We start from the raw sequence: 18,858 nt of genomic DNA on the forward strand, positions 1-18,858 counted from the left end.
TTGTGCAATAACGGGTTCATGATTCCACGGGAGCCGGCCCGGCGCTTCGACTTGCCTTCCCGCAGCCCGAGACGGTGGCGCGGCCTGCCGCGCTGGTGCGGCGCACTGGCGCTGGTGGCCGCGGCCGCCTTTGCGGGGCACCACTTCGCCATGCAGAACGGCCTCGCGCGGCTGCGCGAGGCGGCCGACCACCGGCTCGACATGCTCGCAACAGGGCTCGATGCCGACCTGGCCCGTTTCGAGTACCTGCCGGCGCTGCTGGAGATGACGCCCATCGTCCCCGGGCTGCTCGGTACGCCCTCGGACGCGTCGCTGCGCGATGCGGTCAACCGCTATCTCGACGGCGTCAACGCTGCTGCCGGCGCGGAGATGCTCTACGTGCTGGACGCCGCCGGCACCTCGCTGGCGGCTTCCGACTGGAACCGGCCCGGCACCACCGTCGGCCAGGACCTGTCGTTCCGGCCCTACGTGATCGATGCGCTGGGGCAGGGCAAGGGCCGCTTCTATGGCGTCGGCATCACCAGCCGCAAGCCCGGCTACTACCTCTCGTATGCCTTGCGCCGCGACCAGCCCTCGCGCGGCGTGGTCGCCGTGAAGGTCAACCTGGAGGAAACCGAACGCGCCTGGCGCAAGCTGCCGGGCGACGTGGCGCTGATCGACCAGCGCGGCGTGGTGATCCTCGCCACCCGCGAAGAGCTCAAGTTCCGGCCGATGCTGCCGCTCGACGCCCTGCAGCGGGCCGAGGTGCAGCGCTCGCGCCCCTACGGCGAGGCCGGCCTGCAGCCGCTGCAATGGGCGCTGAAGCAGACGCTGGCGCGCGATGTGAAGGTGATCGCGCTCGACGGCGTCGACCAGCTGGCATCGACGCGTTCGCTGCGCGGTGCACCGTGGCAGCTGATGGCGCTCGACGACCTGGCGCCGGTGCGCGTGGGCGCGCGCAACGCAGCCATCACCGCGAGCCTGGCAATGGCGGTGCTGCTGCTGGTTGCCGTCACGCTGTGGCAGCGCCGCCGCGCCGTGCGGCAGAAGCTGGCCAACCAGGCTGCGCTGCAGGCGGCGCACGACACGCTCGAGTCGACCGTGGTGGCGCGCACCGCACAGCTGCGCGCCGCCCAGGGCGAGCTGGTGCATGCCGGCAAGATGGCGGCGCTGGGCCAGATGTCGGCCGGCGTGGTGCACGAGCTGAACCAGCCGCTCACCGCAATGCGCACGCTCTCGGAGAGCGCTGCCATCCTGCTCGACAAGAACCGCCTGGACGACGTGCGCGGCAACCTGCAGCGCATCCGGGGCATGGTCGACCGCCTCGCGCGCCTGACCTCGCAGCTCAAGACCTTCGCGCACAAGAGCGAACTTCCGCTCGCGGCGGTGCCGGTGGCGCGAGCCGTGGCCGACGCGCAGGCCATCGTGGCCGAGGCCACGAAGAAGAACGGCGTCGCCATCGAGGTCGACGTGCAGCCCGCGAGCCTGAGCGTGATGGCCGAAGAGGCCGCGCTGGGCAGCGTGCTCGTCAACCTGATGCGCAACGCCATCGACGCCATGCAGGCCTCGCCCCGGCGCAGGCTGCGGCTCGAGGCGCGGCCGCAGGAGGGCCGGGTGATCCTGCGCGTGAGCGACACCGGGCCGGGCATTCCACCCGACATCCTGCCGCGCCTGTTCGAGCCCTTCGTTTCCAGCAAGCCGGCGGGCGCGGGCCTCGGGCTCGGGCTCGCGATCTCGGCACAATTGGTGCGGGCCATGGACGGCACGCTGCGCGCGGCCAACCTGCCGGAAGGCGGCGCCTGCTTTGTCGCCGACCTGCCCGCCGCCGTCCACGCCATCCATATTCCCGCCCTTACAGGAGTGATCAACAAGTGAGCGAAACCCCCGTCATCCGGGTGATGCTGGTCGAGGACGACGAAGACGTCCGCATCAGCACGACGCAGGTGCTGACCCTGGCCGGTTTCGAGGTCGAAGCCTTTGCGAGCGTCGAACGCGCACGCGGCCACATCCGCTTCGGCGTGCCGGCCATCGTGGTCTGCGACGTGCGCCTGCCGGGCCTGAGCGGCGCCGAATGGTTGCCCGAACTGCACGGCATCGATGCCGAGCTGCCTGTGATCCTGGTCACTGGCCACGGCCATATCGCGATGGCGGTGCAGGCCATGCGCGAGGGCGCCTACGACTTCATCGAGAAGCCTTTCAGTTCCGAGCGGCTGGTGGCCATCGTGCGCCATGCCGTCGAGCGCCGGCAGCTTTCGCTGCAGGTGCGCGCGCTGCGCGATGCACTGGAAAACTGGAACGGCATCCAGTCGGTGCTGATCGGCCGCTCGGCCCAGATGCAGCTGGTGCGCCGCAACGTGATGACGCTGGCCGAAACTTCGGCCGACGTGCTGATCTACGGCGAGACCGGCACCGGCAAGGAACTGGTCGCGCGCTGCCTGCACGACCACAGCGAGCGCCGCCGCCAGCATTTCGTTCCGCTCAATTGCGGCGGCCTGCCCGAGGCGCTGGCCGAGAGCGAGCTGTTCGGCCACGAGGCCGGCGCCTTCACCAGCGCCAACCGCGTGCGCGTGGGCAAGTTCGAATATGCCAACGGCGGCACGCTCTTCCTCGACGAGATCGAGAGCATGCCGGTGGCGGTGCAGATCAAGCTCCTGCGCGCGCTGCAGGAACGCTGCATCGAGCGCATCGGTTCCAACAAGGCCATTCCCTTCGACTGCCGCGTGGTGGCCGCAAGCAAGGACGACCTGAAGGAAATGAGCGACCGCCAGAAATTCAGGGCCGACCTGTACTACCGGCTCGGTGTCGCCTTCATCGAGCTGCCGCCGCTGCGCGAGCGGCGCGAAGACATTCCCCTGCTGTTCGAGCACTTCACGCTGCTGGCCGCGAGCCGCTACGAGCGTGCGGCGCCGCTGCCCACCAACGCCCAGCTGGCCGACCTGATGGCCTATGCGTGGCCGGGCAACGTGCGCGAACTGCGCAACGTGGCCGACCGCTTCGTGCTGGGCCTGCTCGGCGAGCGCCTGACGCAGACCCGCGGCACCGGCGAGGGCTCGCCGGCGCTGCCGCGCGCGCTGCCGCAGCAGGTCGAATCCTTCGAGCGTGCGGTGATCGTCGAGGCGCTGCGCAAGCACCAGGGCGACCAGCCGGCCACGGCTGCCGCGCTGGCCATCGCGCGGCAGACGCTGCACGACAAGCTGCGCAAGCTCGGCATCGCGGCGGAAGAGTTCAAGGCCCAGTGATCCGTCGCCTCACAGCCTGGCGAGCGGCACCTGCAGGTCGGCGAGCTGCGCCGCATCCACGCGGGTGCGGCGCTCGATCAGCCGCCGCGCAAAGCGCAGGTCGCGCGCGGCGTTGGGGCCCAGCGCCGCAACGACCTTGCCGGCGTCCAGGAAGAACATCATGAAGCTGCTGGAATTCCGGTCGCCGCGCACCACCACATCGTGCGCCGGCGTGGGCATGCCGAAGATCTGCAGATTGACCTCGTACTGGTCGGACCAGAACCAGGGCAGCGGCTGATGGTTCACCGCGATGCCGAGCGCGGCACGCGCGGCGGCAATGCCTTGCTCCTGGGCGTTCTGCCACGATTCGAGCCGCATCCGCCGCCCCGCCCATTCGCAGTGCCATGTGGCCACGTCGCCCGCGGCCAGGATGTCGGGATCGGATGAGCGGCACTGCGAATCGACCTGCACGCCGCCCTCGCATGCCAGGCCCGCCTCGCGCGCGAGTTCGTCGTTGGGGACCAAGCCGACACCGACGAGGACCGCGTCGCATTCGAGCGCGCGCCCATCGGTGAATGAGGCCGTGAGGCCGCCCCCCGCGTTCTGCGCCAGGCGCTCGATGCCGGTGCCGAGCCGAACGTCCACGCCATGCGTTGTATGGAGCTGCAGCAGGTAGCCGGAAATCTCCGGCGGAACGGTGCGCTCGCAGAGCCGGCCCATCGCTTCGACCACGGTTACGTCCAGGCCCTTCTTCCGGGCCGTCGCGGCCACCTCGAGCCCGATCCAGCCGCCCCCGACGACGAGCAGCCGCTTGCCGGCCGACAGCGCGGCACCGAGCGCCGCCGCATCCTCGATGCTGCGCAGGCTGAAGACGCCGGGCAGATCGGCGCCTGGAATATTCAGGCGGCGCGCCCGGCCGCCGTTGCAGAGAATCAGCTTGTCGTACGGAACATGCTCGCCCTGCGTCAGGTGGAGCTGCTTCGCCGCCCGGTCGATGAAGGTCGCGCCGACGTTCGGCCGCCAGTCGACCCCGAGCGCATCGAAGGCCTCCGGTTTCAGCAGGTGGGTCGTGTCCGCGTGCGCGTCCCCGGAGAGCACCGCCTTGGACAGCGGCGGGCGCTCATAGGGACGATGGGGCTCATCGCCGATCAGCACCACGCGCCCCGCGAAACCCTCGCTGCGCAGCGTCTGCGCGGCCCAGCCGCCGGCCTGGCCGGCACCCACGATGGCGATGGTCCCGGTGCCCATGGCTTCAGTCGAGCGAGAGGAACACGCGGCCCGCGTCGATCCTCACGGGGTACGCGCGGATTGCCTCGGTCACCGGCGCGCAGGTCGGCTTGCCATTGCGCACGTCGAACTTGCCCTGGTGCAGCGGGCACTCGATCTCGTGCCCTTCGAGAAAGCCCTCGCACAGGCGTGCATGGCCGTGGGTGCACACGTTGTCGGTCGCGTAGATCTGGCCCTCCACGTTGTACAGCGCAATGTCGCGCCCGCCGACCTGCATGCCGACGACATCGTCGGTCGGAACTTCGTCGACAGCTGCGGCCTCGGTCCATTGGGAATCGTTCATGGCTGGCCTCAGAGGGGATAGATGACGGAGTTGGGGATCATCTCGCTGTCGTAGATGACCTGGCGCGAGGCGAACTTCAGTCCCTCCGGGGTGCGCACGACCACATCGATGTAGCGCCCCACGTTGAACACGCTCGAGAGTTCCGAGAGCTTGGTGCGGAACACCGCGTAGTTGGCCTCGCACTCGAAGCGGTCCGCCTCGGCCTTCAGCACGAGCGGCGTCCCGACCACGTGGCGCTGGTAGTAGGGGTCGTGGAACAGGGTCTCGCGGATGCCGTAGACGCGGTCCTTCAGCATGCCCTTGCTCTCGAACGACAGCGTGGCCAGCGGAAAGCCGCGTTCGTGGTTCTCGCGCGGCTGCAGGCGGTAGCTGCAGTCCTCCGTGAAGAATTCCGGCCAGAGTTCCCATTGGCCGGAGCTCACGGCCTGGGCGTAGCGGGCGTAGAGCTGGGTCAGCTCGAAGTAGTCCTGGAAGTTCATCTCAAGCCTCCATCACCTTGCGCCAGTATTCGTACATGCCCCGGATCAGGGTCTCGGTGACCATGTGGTCCGTGTCGCCGACCTCGCGGCCGCCGAGCTCGGCGAGCGTGCGGTGGAAGGGCTTCTGTTCGAAGCCTTTCTGCGAGAGCTCGATCACCTCGCCATCGTCGGCCGAGACGAAGCCCGCCGGCCCGAAGAGATTGGCCTGGCGCAGCCGCCGCAAGGTCATGGCCTCGTCGTCGTCCTCGAAGCCGAAGTGCGTCCAGACGAAATCGAAGGCGCCGGGGCCGCTCGGCTGGATGTGCCGGGTCGAGACGCTGTTGACCTGCTGCTGGAAGACCACGCTCGGAAACAGCGTCATCATCACCGCCGTCGGGCCGCGCCACCATGGCTCGGGCACGATGTCCAGGAAGCGGTCGTCGTTGAGCTTCATGCTTTCCTTGAAGCTCGACACCTGGGTGACCTGGTCCGCCTTGCCGCTCGCGCCGCGGGTCGAGATCATCGCGGCGTGCCGGTGATGGCGGTCCATCTTCAGCTCCGACTTGTTGTCCGCGCGCCAGAGCCCGAAGGTGACGAACCACGTGTGCAGCAGGCCCGGGTGGTACGGATCCTTGATGTTCTCCTGCATCAGCTTCCAGTTGCCGGGAATGCGCTGGCGGTTGTAGCCGAGGATCGTGAGCTTGCGGCCGTTGAAGAGCCGGTCGAAGTAGCCCAGGATCTCCGGGCCCATGAAGTCCTCGAGCGATTCCACCTCCGCATCGAAGGACGCGAACACGACGCCGCCGCGCGTCGCAACCTTGAGCTTGTTGAGGCCGTGCTCGGCCGGCTTGAAGTCGGCCGGCATCCCGCCGTTGACCTTGCCGTCCTGCTTCACGCCGCGGCGAAAGGGCACGCCCTGCAGGTCGCCGCCGAGCGAATAGTTCCACTGGTGATAGGGGCAGGTGAAGCCGCCGGCCTTGCGGTTGCCGTGCCGCTCGCGGCAGAACTGCATGCCCCGGTGTGCGCACACGTTCTCCACCACGCTGATGGAATCCTCGGCATCGCGGACCATGATCACCGAGCGCTCGCCGATCACCGTGCGCTTGAAGTCGCCGACCTCCGGAATCTCGGCCTCCAGGCCCACGTAGCACCAGTGGCCCCGGTAGAAGAGGCGCTCGAGCTCGCGCCGGTGCTGGCCGGCCTCGGTGTAGGCCATGAAGGGGATGCGGCTCGTGCCCTTGTCTTCCCAGCGGATCTGCTGCGGAAAAACGGCGGATGTGTCGTCCATTTCTTTGTCTCCTTGCGGCCGCGTCGCCCGGGCCGCTCGTCTCGTGGTCCCCCATGATCGGCCGTCCGGGCCCATCGTTCAATAGAATGTGCCGAATAGTTCATATAGATTTCGCGAATGGGGACGCCGTGGAGCTCAAGGACATCGACCTCAACCTGCTGGTGGTGTTCAACCAGCTGCTGATCGACCGGCGGGTGTCGAAGGCGGCGACGAATCTCGGCCTCTCGCAGCCGGGCGTGAGCAACGCGCTGGCGCGCCTGCGCAAGCTCACCGACGACCCGCTGTTTCTTCGAACGCCCAAGGGCATGGAGCCGACGCCTTTTGCCGAGCAGCTGGCCGCACCCACCGCGAGCGCGCTGCAGACGATCCATGCCGCCATCAACCAGCGGAGCTCCTTCGATCCGGCCACCTCGACGCGCGCCTTCACCATCGGCATGACCGACATCGGGGAGATCTATTTCCTGCCCAAGCTGATGAAGGAACTGGCGCGCGTGGCGCCGGGCCTGTCGATCAGCACTGTCCGCAACACGGCGGTCAATCTCCAGGACGAGATGGAATCCGGCCACGTCACGCTGGCCATCGGCCTGCTGCCGCAGCTCAAGAGCGGCTACTTCCAGCGGCGGCTGTTCAAGCAGCACTACGTCTGCATGTTCCGCCGCGGGCATGCGCTCGACAAGCGGCAGATCTCGCTGGCCGAATTCTCAAAGGCCGATCACGTGGTCGTGGTCTCGGAGGGAACCGGCCACGGCAAGGCGGACGAGCTTCTGAGCCGCAAGAAGATCGTGCGCAAGGTCGTGCTGACCGTGCCGCACTACGTGGCGGTCGGCCATATCCTGCACGGCTCCGACCTGGTGGCCACCGTGCCCGAGCGGCTCGCGCAGGCCTTGGCCGAGCCCTTCGGCCTGTCTTATGTGCGGCATCCGGCCAGGCTGCCCGAGATTGCGATCAGCCTGTTCTGGCACGGCCGCTATCACCGGGACCCCGCCGTGGCGTGGCTGCGCGCCTTGATCGCGCGGCTTCACGGGGAGGGCGGGCCGGGTTGAGCTTGCGCCGGCGCCGGGTGCCTTTCAACGCACGGCCTCGGGTGGCAGGTAGATCCTCGCCAGCCCCTTGGCAATCGCCTCCACGATCTGCTCCTTGCGCAGCCCGATGTGCGCCTTGAGCGCCTGCTGCGCCGCCGCCTCGTCGCGCGCCTGCAGGGCCTTGAGGATCTGCAGGTGCTCCTTCTGCGTGGCGTTGCGCCCCACGTTCTCCATGTCGATCCAGCGGATGAACCGGATCCGTTCGTTGAGCACGCCCAGCATTCGGCGCAGTTCCTGGTTGCGCGCCATGTCCGCGATGCGCAGGTGGAATCCCTCGTCGAGTTCGACCAGCTGCTCCACCGGCGTGTCCGGCGCGGCCTTCTGGCTGGCGGCCAGGTAGGCCTTGGCCTGGGCGATCTCCTCGTCGGTGGCCCGCTGGATCGCCAGTGACAGGCAGGCGCTTTCGACGGCCACGCGGGCCTCGTACAGGTCGAGCGTCTCCTGGACATCGAGCGGCCGCCGAACGAAGCCGCGCGACGCAGGCAGCAGGAAGCCGTCGTTCACCAGGCGCGCCAAGGCTTCGCGCACGGGGGTGCGGCTCACACCCAGGCGCTGCGACAGCTCGATCTCGCTCAGGCGCTCACCGGGCTTGAGCTGGTAGGAGATCGCCATCTTGCGCAGCGCCTCGAGAACGCCCGAGCCGCGTTCGCGGCGCATTTTGGAGATGGGCGCGGATGCCCCGCGCCTGCTTGTGCTTGTGCTTGGCATGTTTTTAAGTATACTGAAATGAATTCTTAACTGATCACGATCCGCAGGAGCTCATCGAGAATGTCTTCCATGAACGGCGCCGATGCGATGGTGCGCATGCTGCAACTCAACGGCGTCAAGCACATCTTCGGATTGTGCGGCGACACCAGCCTTCCCTTCTATGACGCGCTGGCGCGCCTGGACCACGGCATCGACCACGTGCTCACGCGCGACGAGCGCAGCGCGGCCTACATGGCCGACGCCTACGCGCGCGTGACGGGCAGGCCCGGCATCTGCGAAGGCCCCAGCGGCGGCGGTGCCACCTACCTGCTGCCCGGCCTGGTGGAAGCCAACGAGTCGGCCATCCCGGTGCTGGGCATCACCTCCGATGTGTCGGTAGGGGCGCGCGGCAAGTTTCCGTTGACCGAACTGGACCAGCAGGCGCTCTACCAGCCGCTGACCAAGTGGAACACCACCGTCGACCGCGTCGACCAGATCCCGCATGCAGTGCGCAGCGCCTTCCGCGCCATGGTCACGGGCCGGCCCGGCGCCACGCACATCTGCCTGCCCTACGACGTGCAGAAGCACGCCATCGATCCCGCGGAGGTCTGGGCCCAGCCGGGGCACGACCGCTACCCGGCCTATCGCTTCGCGCCGGACCCCGCCGAGGTCGAGCGCGCGGCGGCCATGCTGGCGGCGGCGCGCTGCCCGGTCATCGTGTGCGGCGGAGGCGTGGTCATCTCCGGCGCCCACACCGCGCTCGAGACGCTGGCCACCCGGCTGAATGCGCCCGTTTGCCTCACGATCAGCGGCAGCGGCAGCCTGCCCGGCAGCCATCCGCTCAATGCCGGCGTGATCGGCACCAACGGCGGCGTGGAGGCCACGCGCGACGTGATCGCCCAGGCCGATCTGGTGCTCTTCGTCGGCGCGCGCGCGGGCTCCACCACCACCGAGCACTGGAAGATGCCGGCGCGCGAGGTCGCCATCCTGCACCTGGACATCGACCCAGGCACCATCGCCACCAACTACCGGACCGACGTGGCCCTGGTGGGCGATGCGCGCCTGGGCTTGGCGGCGCTGGCCGACGCGGTGCATGCGCGCAGCGCGCAGCGCCCGGCCGATGCGGTCGACGGCCGAGCCGTCGTGGCGCGCAGCCGCGCGCGCAAGCAGGCCTTCTTCGCCAGCCTGGCGCACTCTGCCGATCGCCCCATCAAGCCCGAGCGCGTGGTGGATGCGCTGAACCGCCTGTTGCCGGCCAAAGCCGTGGTGGTGGCCGACCCAGGCACGCCATGCCCGTACTTCGCGGCCTATTTCGATGCGCCGCAAGCGGGCCGCCACTTCATCACCAACCGCGCCCACGGCGCGCTCGGCTTTTCCATGGCCGCCGGCGTCGGTGCCGCCTTCGGCCGGCCCGACGCCATGGTGGTCTCGGTCATGGGCGACGGCAGCTTCGGCTTCACCTGCGGCGAGATGGAAACCATCGTGCGGCGCGGCGTGCCGCTGAAGATGATCGTGTTTTCCAATTCGGTGTTCGGCTGGATCAAGGCCAGCCAGAAGACGGGCTACGACGCGCGCTACTTCTCGGTGGATTTCGACCGCACCGATCACGCGCGCGTGGCCGAAGCCTTCGGCGTGAAGGCCTGGCGGGTCGAGGACCCGGCCGAGCTGGAGCCGGCGCTGAAGGCGGCGCTGGCGCACGACGGCCCGGCGCTGGTGGACGTGATCTCGCAGCAGCTGCAAGACACGGCCGTGCCGGTCAGCCAGTGGATGGGCTGAGCCGCCGCTTCACCGAGCTCCAGGCTTCACGCGCAGCATTGATGAAAGGCCAACAGAAGATGCAGATCCGATTCAACAGACGCCAGGTCCTGGCGGCCGCGGCCGCCGCTGGCTTGTGCGGCGGCGCGGCGGCACAGTCCTCGGACGCGCCGCTGCACATGGTCGTCACCTTTCCGCCCGGCGGCAGCACCGACATCGCCGCGCGCATCATGCAGCCCGAACTCGAAAAGCGCCTGGGCCGCCCGGTCGTGGTAGAGAACAAGCCCGGTGCGGCGAGCCAGCTGGCCACCAACTACGTCGCCAAGTCGGCGCCCAACGGCAACACGGTGCTGGTGAGCTTCGACACGCATGCGATCAATCCCATCGCCAAGGCCAGGCTGCCCTATGACACCTTCAAGGACTTTGCCGGCATCACCCTGGCGGTGCGCTTTCCGCTCGTGATCGGCGCTTCGGCCTCCGTGCCGGCCAAGGACCTGCGCAGCTTCATCGCCAGTGCGCGCAAGGAACCCGCGCGCTACAGCTACGCATCCACCGGCGTGGGCTCCATGAACCACCTGGTCATGGAAGACATCAAGCGCCGCGCCGGCATCTATGTGCTGCACGTGCCCTACGGTGGCGGCGGACCGGCGGTGCAAGCCGTGCTGGGCGACGTCTCGCAGCTCACGCTGCTGAGCTACGCCGCGCTCAAGGGCCAGATCGCCGCCGGCAAGATCAAGCCGCTGGCCGTCACCGGCGCGAAGCGCCTGCCCGAGCTGCCGGACGTGCCCACGGTGGCCGAGTCCGGCTTCCCGGGCTTCGAGGCCTATTCATGGATCGGCATCTTCGCGCCCGCGGGCACGCCGGCCGACAAGCTGTCCACGCTGACCGAGGGATTCCGCGCCGCGCTGCGAGCACCCGAGGTCCATGGCAAGCTCACCCAGGCAGGCTTCGAGGTCATGGCCACGGACGGCGCCGGCGTCGACAGGCATGCCCGCGCCGAGTACGAGCGCTGGGCCGCCTTCGTGCGCGAAACCCGGCTCAAGCTGGAGGAGTGAAACCATGGCCATGGCGCTGGACCATGTGGTGATCGTGGTGGCCTCGCTGGAGCAGGCGATGGCCGACTACCGGCGCGCCGGCTTCACCGTGGCCGCGGGCGGCAAGCATCCGGGACGCAACACCGCCAATGCGCTGATCGTGTTCGCGGACGGCAGCTATCTGGAACTGATCGCATATTCCGCCCCTTCACCCGAAGAGCGCTGGTGGCGCGTGCTGGAGGCGGCGGGCGAGGGCCTGGTCGACTTCGCGCTGCTGCCGCGCGACATCGATGCGGCCACGGCCGATGCGCGCGAACGCGGCCTGGTCGAACTCACGGCCGTGCCCGGCGCGCGGAATCGGCCCGATGGCCAGCGCATCGCGTGGAGCTCGGCGCGGCAACAGCGCCATGACCTGCCGTTCCTGTGCGCCGACATCACGCCAAGGCCGCTTCGGGTGCCGGAAGGCGAGGTCCGACGCCATCCCAACGGCGCAACAGGCATCGCCGCCGTCCAGGTGATGGTGCGGGACGTGGCGGCCAGCCTGGCGCGCTACCGTATGCTGCTGGGCCCCGACGCCGTGGAGGCCGGCGTCGTGCGGCTGCAAGGCTGCGAGATTGCACTGCATGCGGGGCAGGACAGGGCGCGCGGCGAAGGGCCGGGCGCGATCACGTTGTCGGTCGATGCGCCCCGCGAGGGCTTGCGGTTCGACCCGGCGCTCACGCACGGGGTTGCGATTCACGTCCGGTAGGCAGTGTTGGCCCGTGAGGCCCTCATGTTTACCGCGACGGCGTCAACAGATCCGGACCTTGGCTGAAGCTACCATGCAGCTTTTGCCCAACCGCCTGCCAGCGCCGCCTGTCGCACTCCCACATGCCGAACACTCCTGCTTCCGACTGCCAGCTTGGCCAACGCCTGGCCATGCAGTACGGCGTGGACGCGGTGCAGTCGCTCGTGAGCAGGACGCGCCGGGGGTGCGAACTGGGCGTTGCGCGCATGCACTATGAGTTGCCGCACCTGTTCGTGCTGGCGCCCCTGCCGGCCGAAGACGCCTTCCTGCTCAGCGTGGAAATCAATCCGGGCGGCAGCCGGCGCATCGTCCGGGACGGCGCTTCACGCCAGCTGGGCCTGCAGCGGGAAGGCGCCTTCCACATCGCCGACCTGTCGCAGCGCGCGTCGGCGTATGTGAGCAGCCCGTTCCACTCGATGTTCTTCCACCTGTCGCGCGCCACGCTCGATGCGTTCGCCGAAGAAATGGAAATGCCCCGCCGCGTCAACGGGCTGCGCTGCGATGCCGGCACGGTGGACCCCGTGATCGCCAGCCTGGGCCGCGCGATGCTGCCCGTGCTGATGCATCCGCAAGAGGCGAGCCGGCTGTTCGTGGACCATGTGGCGCTGGCCTTGAAGGCGCATGTGGTCCATGCCTACGGCGATGTGGGCAGCACCGCGCCTGCACGGACGCGCGGGCTTGCGCCCTGGCAGGAGCGCCGCGCGAAGGCTTTCCTGATGCAGCACCTTGCGGGTGACGTATCGCTGGCCGATGCGGCGCGCGAGTGCGCGCTGTCGCGCAGCCACTTCAGCAAGGCCTTCAAGCAGACCACCGGGCAGACGCCGCATGCCTGGCTCGTGGGCCAGCGCATCGAAGCGGCGCAGCGCCTGCTGCAGGACCCCGCGCTCTCGATCGCGCAGGTGGCGGTGGCTTGCGGTTTTGCCGACCAGAGCCACCTGACCCGCGTGTTCTCCGCCCGCACGGGCACCTCGCCGGCACGCTGGCGCCGCAGCCGGGCCGACTGAAGCCCCTGCCGCTGCAAAAACACCCCGCAGCCGCGCCAAGAATAATGATCGAAAACTTCGATCATTGCCGCCAAAAAGTTTCGCCAACAGACCCTCGTTGAGCGAAGAAGATTCAGCCCTAGCTCGGAGATTTCCTTCGAGACCTGTTTTGAGTTCAATCGAATTCATCGAATCAGAAAGGCTTGAATCATGTTGGAAATTCGCAATGCCGACGACCGTGGACTCGCGGACTTCGGCTGGCTGAAGTCTCGCCACACTTTTTCCTTCGGCCATTACCACGACCCGGCGCAGGAAGGCTTCTCGGATCTGTTGGTGATCAACGACGACCGCGTGCATCCGGGCCGCGGCTTCGGCACCCACCCGCACCGCGACATGGAGATCTTCTCGTACGTGCTCGAGGGTGCGCTCGAGCACAAGGACTCGATGGGCACGGGCTCCGTCATCCGCCCCGGCGACGTGCAGATGATGAGCGCGGGCACCGGCGTGCGCCACAGCGAGTTCAATTCGTCGGCCGCCGATCCGCTGCACTTCCTGCAGATCTGGATCACGCCGAATGCCAAGGGCGTCGCGCCCCGCTATCAGCAGGTGCATTTCGCGCCGGAAGAAAAGCGCGGCCGGCTGCGGCTGATCATTTCGCCCGAAGGCAGCGACGGCTCGCTCGCCGTGCATCAGGACGCCCGCGTCTACGCGGGCCTGTTCGACGGCGACGAAGCCGCATCGCTGGTGCTTGGAGCGAATCGCCATGCCTATGTGCATGTGGCGCGCGGCAGCGTCGAAGTCAACGGCCAGCGCCTGGGAGAGGGCGACGGCGCGCGCGTGCGCCAGGAAGACCGCATCGACCTGGCGCGCGGCAAGGGCGCCGAGGTGCTGGTGTTCGACCTGCGGCCGAACGAGTTGCCTTCCTTCTGACAACCCTGTGCGCCTTTGGCCGGCGCGGACGGCAAATGTCCAAACGGCCTCACTAATCGACAAGACATGCATCGGCGCCGAAACGACGATGCATGGCAACGCAAGACCAATTTTTCATCACCAACTCACGGAGAGTCCCATGTCCATCCAAGCCACCCCCACCGCCGGCGCCAAGCTGCTCACCCCCACCGACCACACGCTGGTGATGATCGACTTCCAGTCGCAGATGGCCTTTGCCACGCACTCGATCGATGCGGTGAACCTGCGCAACAACGCCGCGCTGGTGGCGCAGGCCGCGGCCGGCTTCAAGGTGCCGACCATCCTGACCACGGTGGCCGAGAAGAGCTTCTCGGGCCCGATGTTCAGCGAGATCACCGACGCCTTCCCGGGCCAGAAGATGCTCGACCGCACCTCGATGAACACCTGGGAAGACGCGGCCGTGATCGAGCGTGTGAACGAGATCGGAAAGAAGCGCATCGTGCTCGCGGGCCTGTGGACCGGCGTGTGCATCGTGGGCCCGGCGCTGTCGGCCATCGACCAGGGCTTCGAGGTCTATGTGATCGCCGATGCCTGCGGCGACGTCTCTGCCGAGGCGCACAACCGCGCGATGGACCGCATGGTGCAGGCCGGCGCGCAGCCGATGACCTCGCTGCAGTACCTGCTCGAGCTGCAGCGCGACTGGGCCCGCACGGACACCTACGAGCTGACCACCGGCATCGCCAGGAAGGTGGGCGGCGCCTACGGCCTGGGCGTGACCTACGCCAAGACCATGTTCGGCGCGCACGAAGGCTGACCGCCGCGGTGAACAAGATGAAGCCCTACGTCCTGTCGCTCGCGCTCGGCCTGCTGGTCGGTGTGATCTACGCACTGTTCCAGGTGCGTTCGCCGGCACCGCCGGTCATCGCCCTCGTGGGGCTGCTCGGGATCCTGCTCGGCGAGCAGATCCCGCCGCTCATCAAGAGCGTGATCAAACCCCAGGCGGCTGCCACTTCATGGCTGCAGCACCAGGTCAAGCCGCATGTGTTCGGCGAACTGCCGCAGTGCGCCAAGGGCGAGGCCGGCGCCGCGGCCGGAAAGAAGGCATGAGCGATTCATTCGACGAGCAGCGCCGGCGCCTCTGCCTCGGCACGCTCGGCGCCGCTCTTGCCGGTACGGCAATGGCCCAACCCAACCCCTCAAGGACACCCGACATGGCAGGCACCACCGCCCCTCACCTGATCCTGCACAACGGCCGCTTCACCACGCTGGACCGCGCCAATCCAGCGGCCGACGCCGTGGCCATCAAGGACGGCCGCTTCACCCGCGTGGGCCGCGCGCAGGACATCCTGCCGCTGGCGGACGGCAGCACCCGGGTCATCGACCTGCACGGCAAGCGCGTGCTGCCGGGCCTCATCGACAACCACCTGCACATCATCCGCGGCGGCCTCAACTTCAACCTCGAACTGCGCTGGGACGGCGTGAGGAGCCTGGCCGACGCCATGGCGATGCTGAAGCGCCAGGTCGCGATCACTCCCGCGCCGCAATGGGTGCGCGTGGTGGGCGGCTTCACCGAGCACCAGTTCGCCGAAAAGCGCCTGCCGACCATCGAGGAGCTCAACGCGGTGGCGCCCGACACGCCGGTGTTCCTGCTGCACCTGTACGACCGTGCGCTGCTCAACGGCGCCGCGCTGCGCGCCGTCGGCTACACCAAGGACACGCCCGCGCCCCCCGGCGGAGAGATCGTGCGCGACGCGGCCGGCAACCCGACCGGCCTGCTGCTGGCCAAGCCGAATGCATCGATCCTCTATGCGACCTTGGCCAAGGGCCCGAAGCTGCCCTTCGAATACCAGCTCAATTCCACGCGCCACTTCATGCGCGAGCTCAACCGCCTGGGCGTGACCGGCGCCATCGACGCGGGCGGCGGCTTCCAGAATTTTCCCGAGGACTACCAGGTGATCCAGCAGCTGGCCGATGCCGGCCAGCTCACCATCCGCCTGGCCTACAACCTGTTCACGCAGAAGCCCAGGCAGGAGAAGGAGGACTTCCTCCACTGGACCGCCACCTCGAAGTACAAGCAGGGCGACGACTACTTTCGCCACAACGGCGCGGGCGAGATGTTGGTGTTCTCGGCCGCCGACTTCGAGGACTTCCGCCAGCCGCGCCCCGACATGGCGCCCGAGATGGAAGGCGATCTCGAAGAAGTGGTGCGCGTGCTGGTGCAGAACAAGTGGCCGTGGCGCCTGCATGCCACCTACGACGAGACCATCGATCGCGCGCTCGGCGTGTTCGAGAAGGTGAACCGCGATACGCCGCTCGCGGGCCTGAACTGGTTCTTCGACCATTGCGAAACCATCTCCGAGAAATCGATCGACCGCATCGCCGCGCTGGGCGGCGGCATCGCGGTGCAGCACCGCATGGCCTACCAGGGCGAATACTTCGTCGAGCGCTACGGCGCCGGCGCGGCCGAGGCCACGCCGCCGGTCAAGCGCATGCTCGAGAAGGGCGTGAAGGTGTCGGCCGGCACCGATGCGACGCGCGTCGCCTCGTACAACCCATGGGTGTCGCTCTCGTGGCTGGTCACGGGCAAGACGGTGGGCGGCATGCAGCTCTACCCGCAGCGCAACTGCCTGGACCGCGAGGCCGCGCTGCGCATGTGGACCGAGAACGTGACCTGGTTCTCGAACGAGGTCGGCAAGAAGGGCCGCATCGAAGAGGGCATGCTCGCCGACCTCGTGGTGCCCGACCGCGACTTCTTCGCCTGCCCGGAATCGGAGATTGCCGACACCACGGCGCTCCTGACCATGGTCGGCGGCAAGGTGGTCTACGGCGCCGGCCCGTTCGCCGCGCACGACGAAGGCGCGCCGCCGCCGGCCATGCCCGACTGGTCGCCGGTGCGCCGCTTCGGCGGCTACGCCGGCTGGGGCGATGCCGAGGGCGCGCCGCTGCAAAAGGCGATGCGCCACGCGGCCATGTCCTGCGCCTGCGCCAACGACTGCAACGTGCACGGCCACCAGCACGCGACGGCCTGGAGCAGCAAGCTGCCGATCGCCGACCTCAAGAGCTTCTGGGGCGCGCTCGGCTGCGCCTGCTGGGCGGTGTGATGCGCTGGACCATTTCACCCGCCGTGCGCTGGCTCGCCTTGCTGCTGCTGTGCGCGGCCTACCTGCAGGGCGGGCTCAACAAGGCCATGGACTTCAACGCGGCCATCGCCGAGATGAACCACTTCGGCCTGTCGCCCGCGGGGCCGCTGGCCGCGGCGGTGATCGTGCTGGAGCTCGGCGCCGCCGCGCTCATCCTCACGGGCTTCCATCGCTGGCTCGGCGCGCTGGCGCTCGCGGGCTTCACCCTGATGGCAAGCTTCGTGGCGCTGCGCTTCTGGGAATTGCCGCAGCCCCAGCGCTTCATGGCCGCCAATTCCTTCTTCGAGCACCTGGGCCTGGTCGGCGGCTTTCTGCTCGTCGCCTGGCTCGACCTGAAAGAGCGTGCCCATGTCTGATTCAACCCAAGGCGCCGCTGCCGCTCCTGCACCGCCCGGCGCCTTCGCGCCCTTGCGCCAGCCGGTCTTTGCCGTGCTGTGGGCGGCCACCGTGCTCGGCAACATCGGCAGCTTCATGCGCGACGTGGCGAGCTCCTGGCTGGTGACCGACCTGTCGGCCAGCCCCACGGCGGTGGCGCTGATCCAGACCGCGGCCACGCTGCCGATCTTCCTGCTCGCGATCCCGGCCGGGGTGCTGTCCGACATCCTCGACCGGCGGCGCTTCCTGATCTTCGTGCAGCTGGTGCTGGCGGCCGTGAGCGGCGCGCTGCTGCTGCTCTCGCACGCCGGCGCGCTCACCGTCGAGTACCTGATCGCGCTGACCTTCGTCGGCGGCATCGGCGCCGCGCTGATGGGGCCGACCTGGCAGTCGATCGTGCCCGAGCTGGTGCCGCGCGCCGATCTCAAGAACGCGGTGGCGCTGAACTCGCTGGGCATCAACATCGCGCGCTCCATCGGGCCGGCCGCAGGCGGGCTGATCCTCGCGAGCTTCGGCGCCGCCGTCACCTACGGCATCGACGTGCTCAGCTATATGTTCGTGATCGCGGCGCTGCTGTGGTGGAAGCGCCCGGCGGCCACCGACAGCGGCCTGTCCGAGAACTTCCTGGGCGCCTTCCGCGCGGGCCTGCGCTACACGCGCGCCAGCCGCGAGCTGCACCGCGTGCTGCTGCGCGCGGCGGTGTTCTTTGTGTTCGCGAGCTCGGTCTGGGCGCTGCTGCCGCTGGTGGCGCGCCAGATGCTCGGCGGCAGCGCCGGCTTCTACGGCATCCTGCTGGGCGCCGTGGGTGCGGGCGCCATCGGCGGCGCGCTGGTGATGCCGCGGCTGCGCGCGCGGCTCGATGCCGACGGCATGCTGCTGCTGGCCTCGCTGCTCACCGCCGGCGTGATGGGCAGCCTGGTCTTCGCGCCGCCGCAGTGGCTCGCGGTGCTGTTGCTGCTGGTGCTGGGCCTGGGCTGGATCATTGCGCTCACCACGCTCAACGGCGTGGCGCAATCGATCCTGCCAAACTGGGTGCGCGGCCGAGGGCTGGCGGTCTACCTGACCGTGTTCAACGGCGCGATGGCAGCCGGCAGCCTGGGCTGGGGCCTGGTCGCGCAGGAGATCGGCGTGCCCTACACGCTGGTGGCGGGCGCCGCCGGCCTGGCCGTCATGGCCCTGCTGTTCCACCGCGCGCGCCTGCCCACCGGCGAGTCGGACCTGCAGCCCTCGAACCACTGGCCCGAGCCGCTGGTCGCCGAGCCTGTCGCGCACGACCGCGGCCCCGTGATGGTGCAGGTCGAGTACCGCATCCGCAAGGAAGACCGCCCGGCGTTTCTCGATGCGATGAAGCGGCTGTCGCTCGAGCGCCGGCGCGACGGTGCCTACGCCTGGGGCGTGACCGAGCACACCGGCGACCCGGAGCGCGTGATGGAGTGGTTCCTGGTCGAGTCCTGGGCCGAGCATCTGCGCCAGCACCACCGCGTGTCGCATGCCGATGCCGACCTGCAGGGCGAGGCCACGCGCTTTCACATCGGTCCCGGCAAGCCCGAGGTGCACCACTTCCTGTCGCTCTGATTTCCTTCTTCTCTTACT

At 68.6% G+C, this 18,858-nt stretch carries 18 protein-coding genes; 13 read left to right on the top strand and 5 right to left on the bottom strand.

The window, feature by feature from the left end; all coding sequences use genetic code 11:
• The first annotated feature begins 18 nt into the window (after positions 1-18).
• Together RZE77_RS29710 and RZE77_RS29715 are read left to right on the top strand one after the other, a co-directional pair.
• Positions 19-1,854, top strand: coding sequence for a sensor histidine kinase (locus RZE77_RS29710; RefSeq protein ID WP_319443287.1), 1,836 nt, complete (start codon positions 19-21; stop codon positions 1,852-1,854).
• Entirely contained in the window at positions 1,851-3,218 is a 1,368-nt protein-coding gene (locus RZE77_RS29715) for a sigma-54-dependent transcriptional regulator (RefSeq protein ID WP_319443288.1), read from the top strand. Before RZE77_RS29710 ends, RZE77_RS29715 begins: the two co-directional genes overlap by 4 nt.
• A 9-nt stretch (positions 3,219-3,227) precedes the next feature.
• Here RZE77_RS29715 and RZE77_RS29720 read toward each other — a convergent pair whose 3' ends face one another.
• Genes RZE77_RS29720 through RZE77_RS29735 form a run of 4 tightly spaced genes read right to left on the bottom strand, consistent with a single transcriptional unit; the run spans position 3,228 to position 6,513 of the window.
• Positions 3,228-4,445 carry an NAD(P)/FAD-dependent oxidoreductase gene (locus tag RZE77_RS29720; protein WP_319443289.1) on the bottom strand — a complete coding sequence of 406 codons (1,218 nt, stop codon included), beginning with the start codon at positions 4,443-4,445 and terminating at the stop codon, positions 3,228-3,230.
• Positions 4,446-4,449: 4 nt separating this feature from the next.
• Positions 4,450-4,767 (bottom strand): non-heme iron oxygenase ferredoxin subunit, encoded by a 318-nt coding sequence (locus RZE77_RS29725; protein WP_319443290.1) that lies wholly within the window; start codon positions 4,765-4,767, stop codon positions 4,450-4,452.
• A gap of 8 nt (positions 4,768-4,775) precedes the next feature.
• Positions 4,776-5,246, bottom strand: coding sequence for an aromatic-ring-hydroxylating dioxygenase subunit beta (locus RZE77_RS29730; RefSeq protein ID WP_062364529.1), 471 nt, complete (start codon positions 5,244-5,246; stop codon positions 4,776-4,778).
• A 1-nt stretch (position 5,247) separates the two neighbouring features.
• Positions 5,248-6,513, bottom strand: a complete 1,266-nt coding sequence (locus RZE77_RS29735; RefSeq protein WP_319443291.1) for an aromatic ring-hydroxylating dioxygenase subunit alpha — start codon at positions 6,511-6,513, stop codon at positions 5,248-5,250.
• 128 nt (positions 6,514-6,641) lie between these two features.
• Between RZE77_RS29735 and RZE77_RS29740 the strand changes: the two genes are divergently transcribed.
• Complete coding sequence (locus RZE77_RS29740) at positions 6,642-7,556, top strand: LysR family transcriptional regulator (protein WP_319443292.1); 915 nt, start codon at positions 6,642-6,644, stop codon at positions 7,554-7,556.
• A gap of 24 nt (positions 7,557-7,580) precedes the next feature.
• Here RZE77_RS29740 and RZE77_RS29745 read toward each other — a convergent pair whose 3' ends face one another.
• A complete protein-coding gene (locus RZE77_RS29745) occupies positions 7,581-8,252 on the bottom strand; it encodes a GntR family transcriptional regulator (RefSeq protein ID WP_319443293.1) in 672 nt (223 codons plus the stop codon).
• Between the two features lie 111 nt (positions 8,253-8,363).
• On the opposite strand from RZE77_RS29745, the gene RZE77_RS29750 reads away from it, so the two are divergent.
• The 10 genes from RZE77_RS29750 (at position 8,364) to RZE77_RS29795 (ending at position 18,840) form a co-directional block, all read left to right on the top strand.
• Positions 8,364-10,058 carry a thiamine pyrophosphate-binding protein gene (locus tag RZE77_RS29750; protein WP_319443294.1) on the top strand — a complete coding sequence of 565 codons (1,695 nt, stop codon included), beginning with the start codon at positions 8,364-8,366 and terminating at the stop codon, positions 10,056-10,058.
• A gap of 59 nt (positions 10,059-10,117) precedes the next feature.
• Positions 10,118-11,092 carry a tripartite tricarboxylate transporter substrate binding protein gene (locus tag RZE77_RS29755; protein ID WP_185738408.1) on the top strand — a complete coding sequence of 325 codons (975 nt, stop codon included), beginning with the start codon at positions 10,118-10,120 and terminating at the stop codon, positions 11,090-11,092.
• 4 nt (positions 11,093-11,096) lie between these two features.
• Positions 11,097-11,819 (top strand): VOC family protein, encoded by a 723-nt coding sequence (locus RZE77_RS29760; protein ID WP_319443295.1) that lies wholly within the window; start codon positions 11,097-11,099, stop codon positions 11,817-11,819.
• Positions 11,820-11,941: 122 nt separating this feature from the next.
• Positions 11,942-12,862, top strand: a complete 921-nt coding sequence (locus tag RZE77_RS29765) for an AraC family transcriptional regulator (RefSeq protein ID WP_319443296.1) — start codon at positions 11,942-11,944, stop codon at positions 12,860-12,862.
• 189 nt (positions 12,863-13,051) lie between these two features.
• Entirely contained in the window at positions 13,052-13,771 is a 720-nt protein-coding gene (locus RZE77_RS29770) for a pirin family protein (RefSeq protein ID WP_319443297.1), read from the top strand.
• A gap of 139 nt (positions 13,772-13,910) precedes the next feature.
• Positions 13,911-14,564 carry a hydrolase gene (locus RZE77_RS29775; RefSeq protein WP_319443298.1) on the top strand — a complete coding sequence of 218 codons (654 nt, stop codon included), beginning with the start codon at positions 13,911-13,913 and terminating at the stop codon, positions 14,562-14,564.
• 17 nt (positions 14,565-14,581) lie between these two features.
• Complete coding sequence (locus RZE77_RS29780; protein WP_319443299.1) at positions 14,582-14,857, top strand: DUF1427 family protein; 276 nt, start codon at positions 14,582-14,584, stop codon at positions 14,855-14,857.
• A gap of 71 nt (positions 14,858-14,928) precedes the next feature.
• Complete coding sequence (locus tag RZE77_RS29785) at positions 14,929-16,851, top strand: amidohydrolase (RefSeq protein ID WP_319443438.1); 1,923 nt, start codon at positions 14,929-14,931, stop codon at positions 16,849-16,851.
• Positions 16,851-17,246: a DoxX family protein gene (locus RZE77_RS29790; RefSeq protein WP_319443300.1), complete on the top strand. Its 396-nt coding sequence runs from the start codon at positions 16,851-16,853 to the stop codon at positions 17,244-17,246. Before RZE77_RS29785 ends, RZE77_RS29790 begins: the two co-directional genes overlap by 1 nt.
• Positions 17,239-18,840, top strand: a complete 1,602-nt coding sequence (locus tag RZE77_RS29795; RefSeq protein ID WP_319443301.1) for an MFS transporter — start codon at positions 17,239-17,241, stop codon at positions 18,838-18,840. Before RZE77_RS29790 ends, RZE77_RS29795 begins: the two co-directional genes overlap by 8 nt.
• Positions 18,841-18,858: the final 18 nt, after the last annotated feature.

The sequence above is a fragment of the Variovorax sp. SPNA7 genome (assembly GCF_033807855.1).
Lineage (GTDB): Bacteria > Pseudomonadota > Gammaproteobacteria > Burkholderiales > Burkholderiaceae_C > Variovorax > Variovorax beijingensis.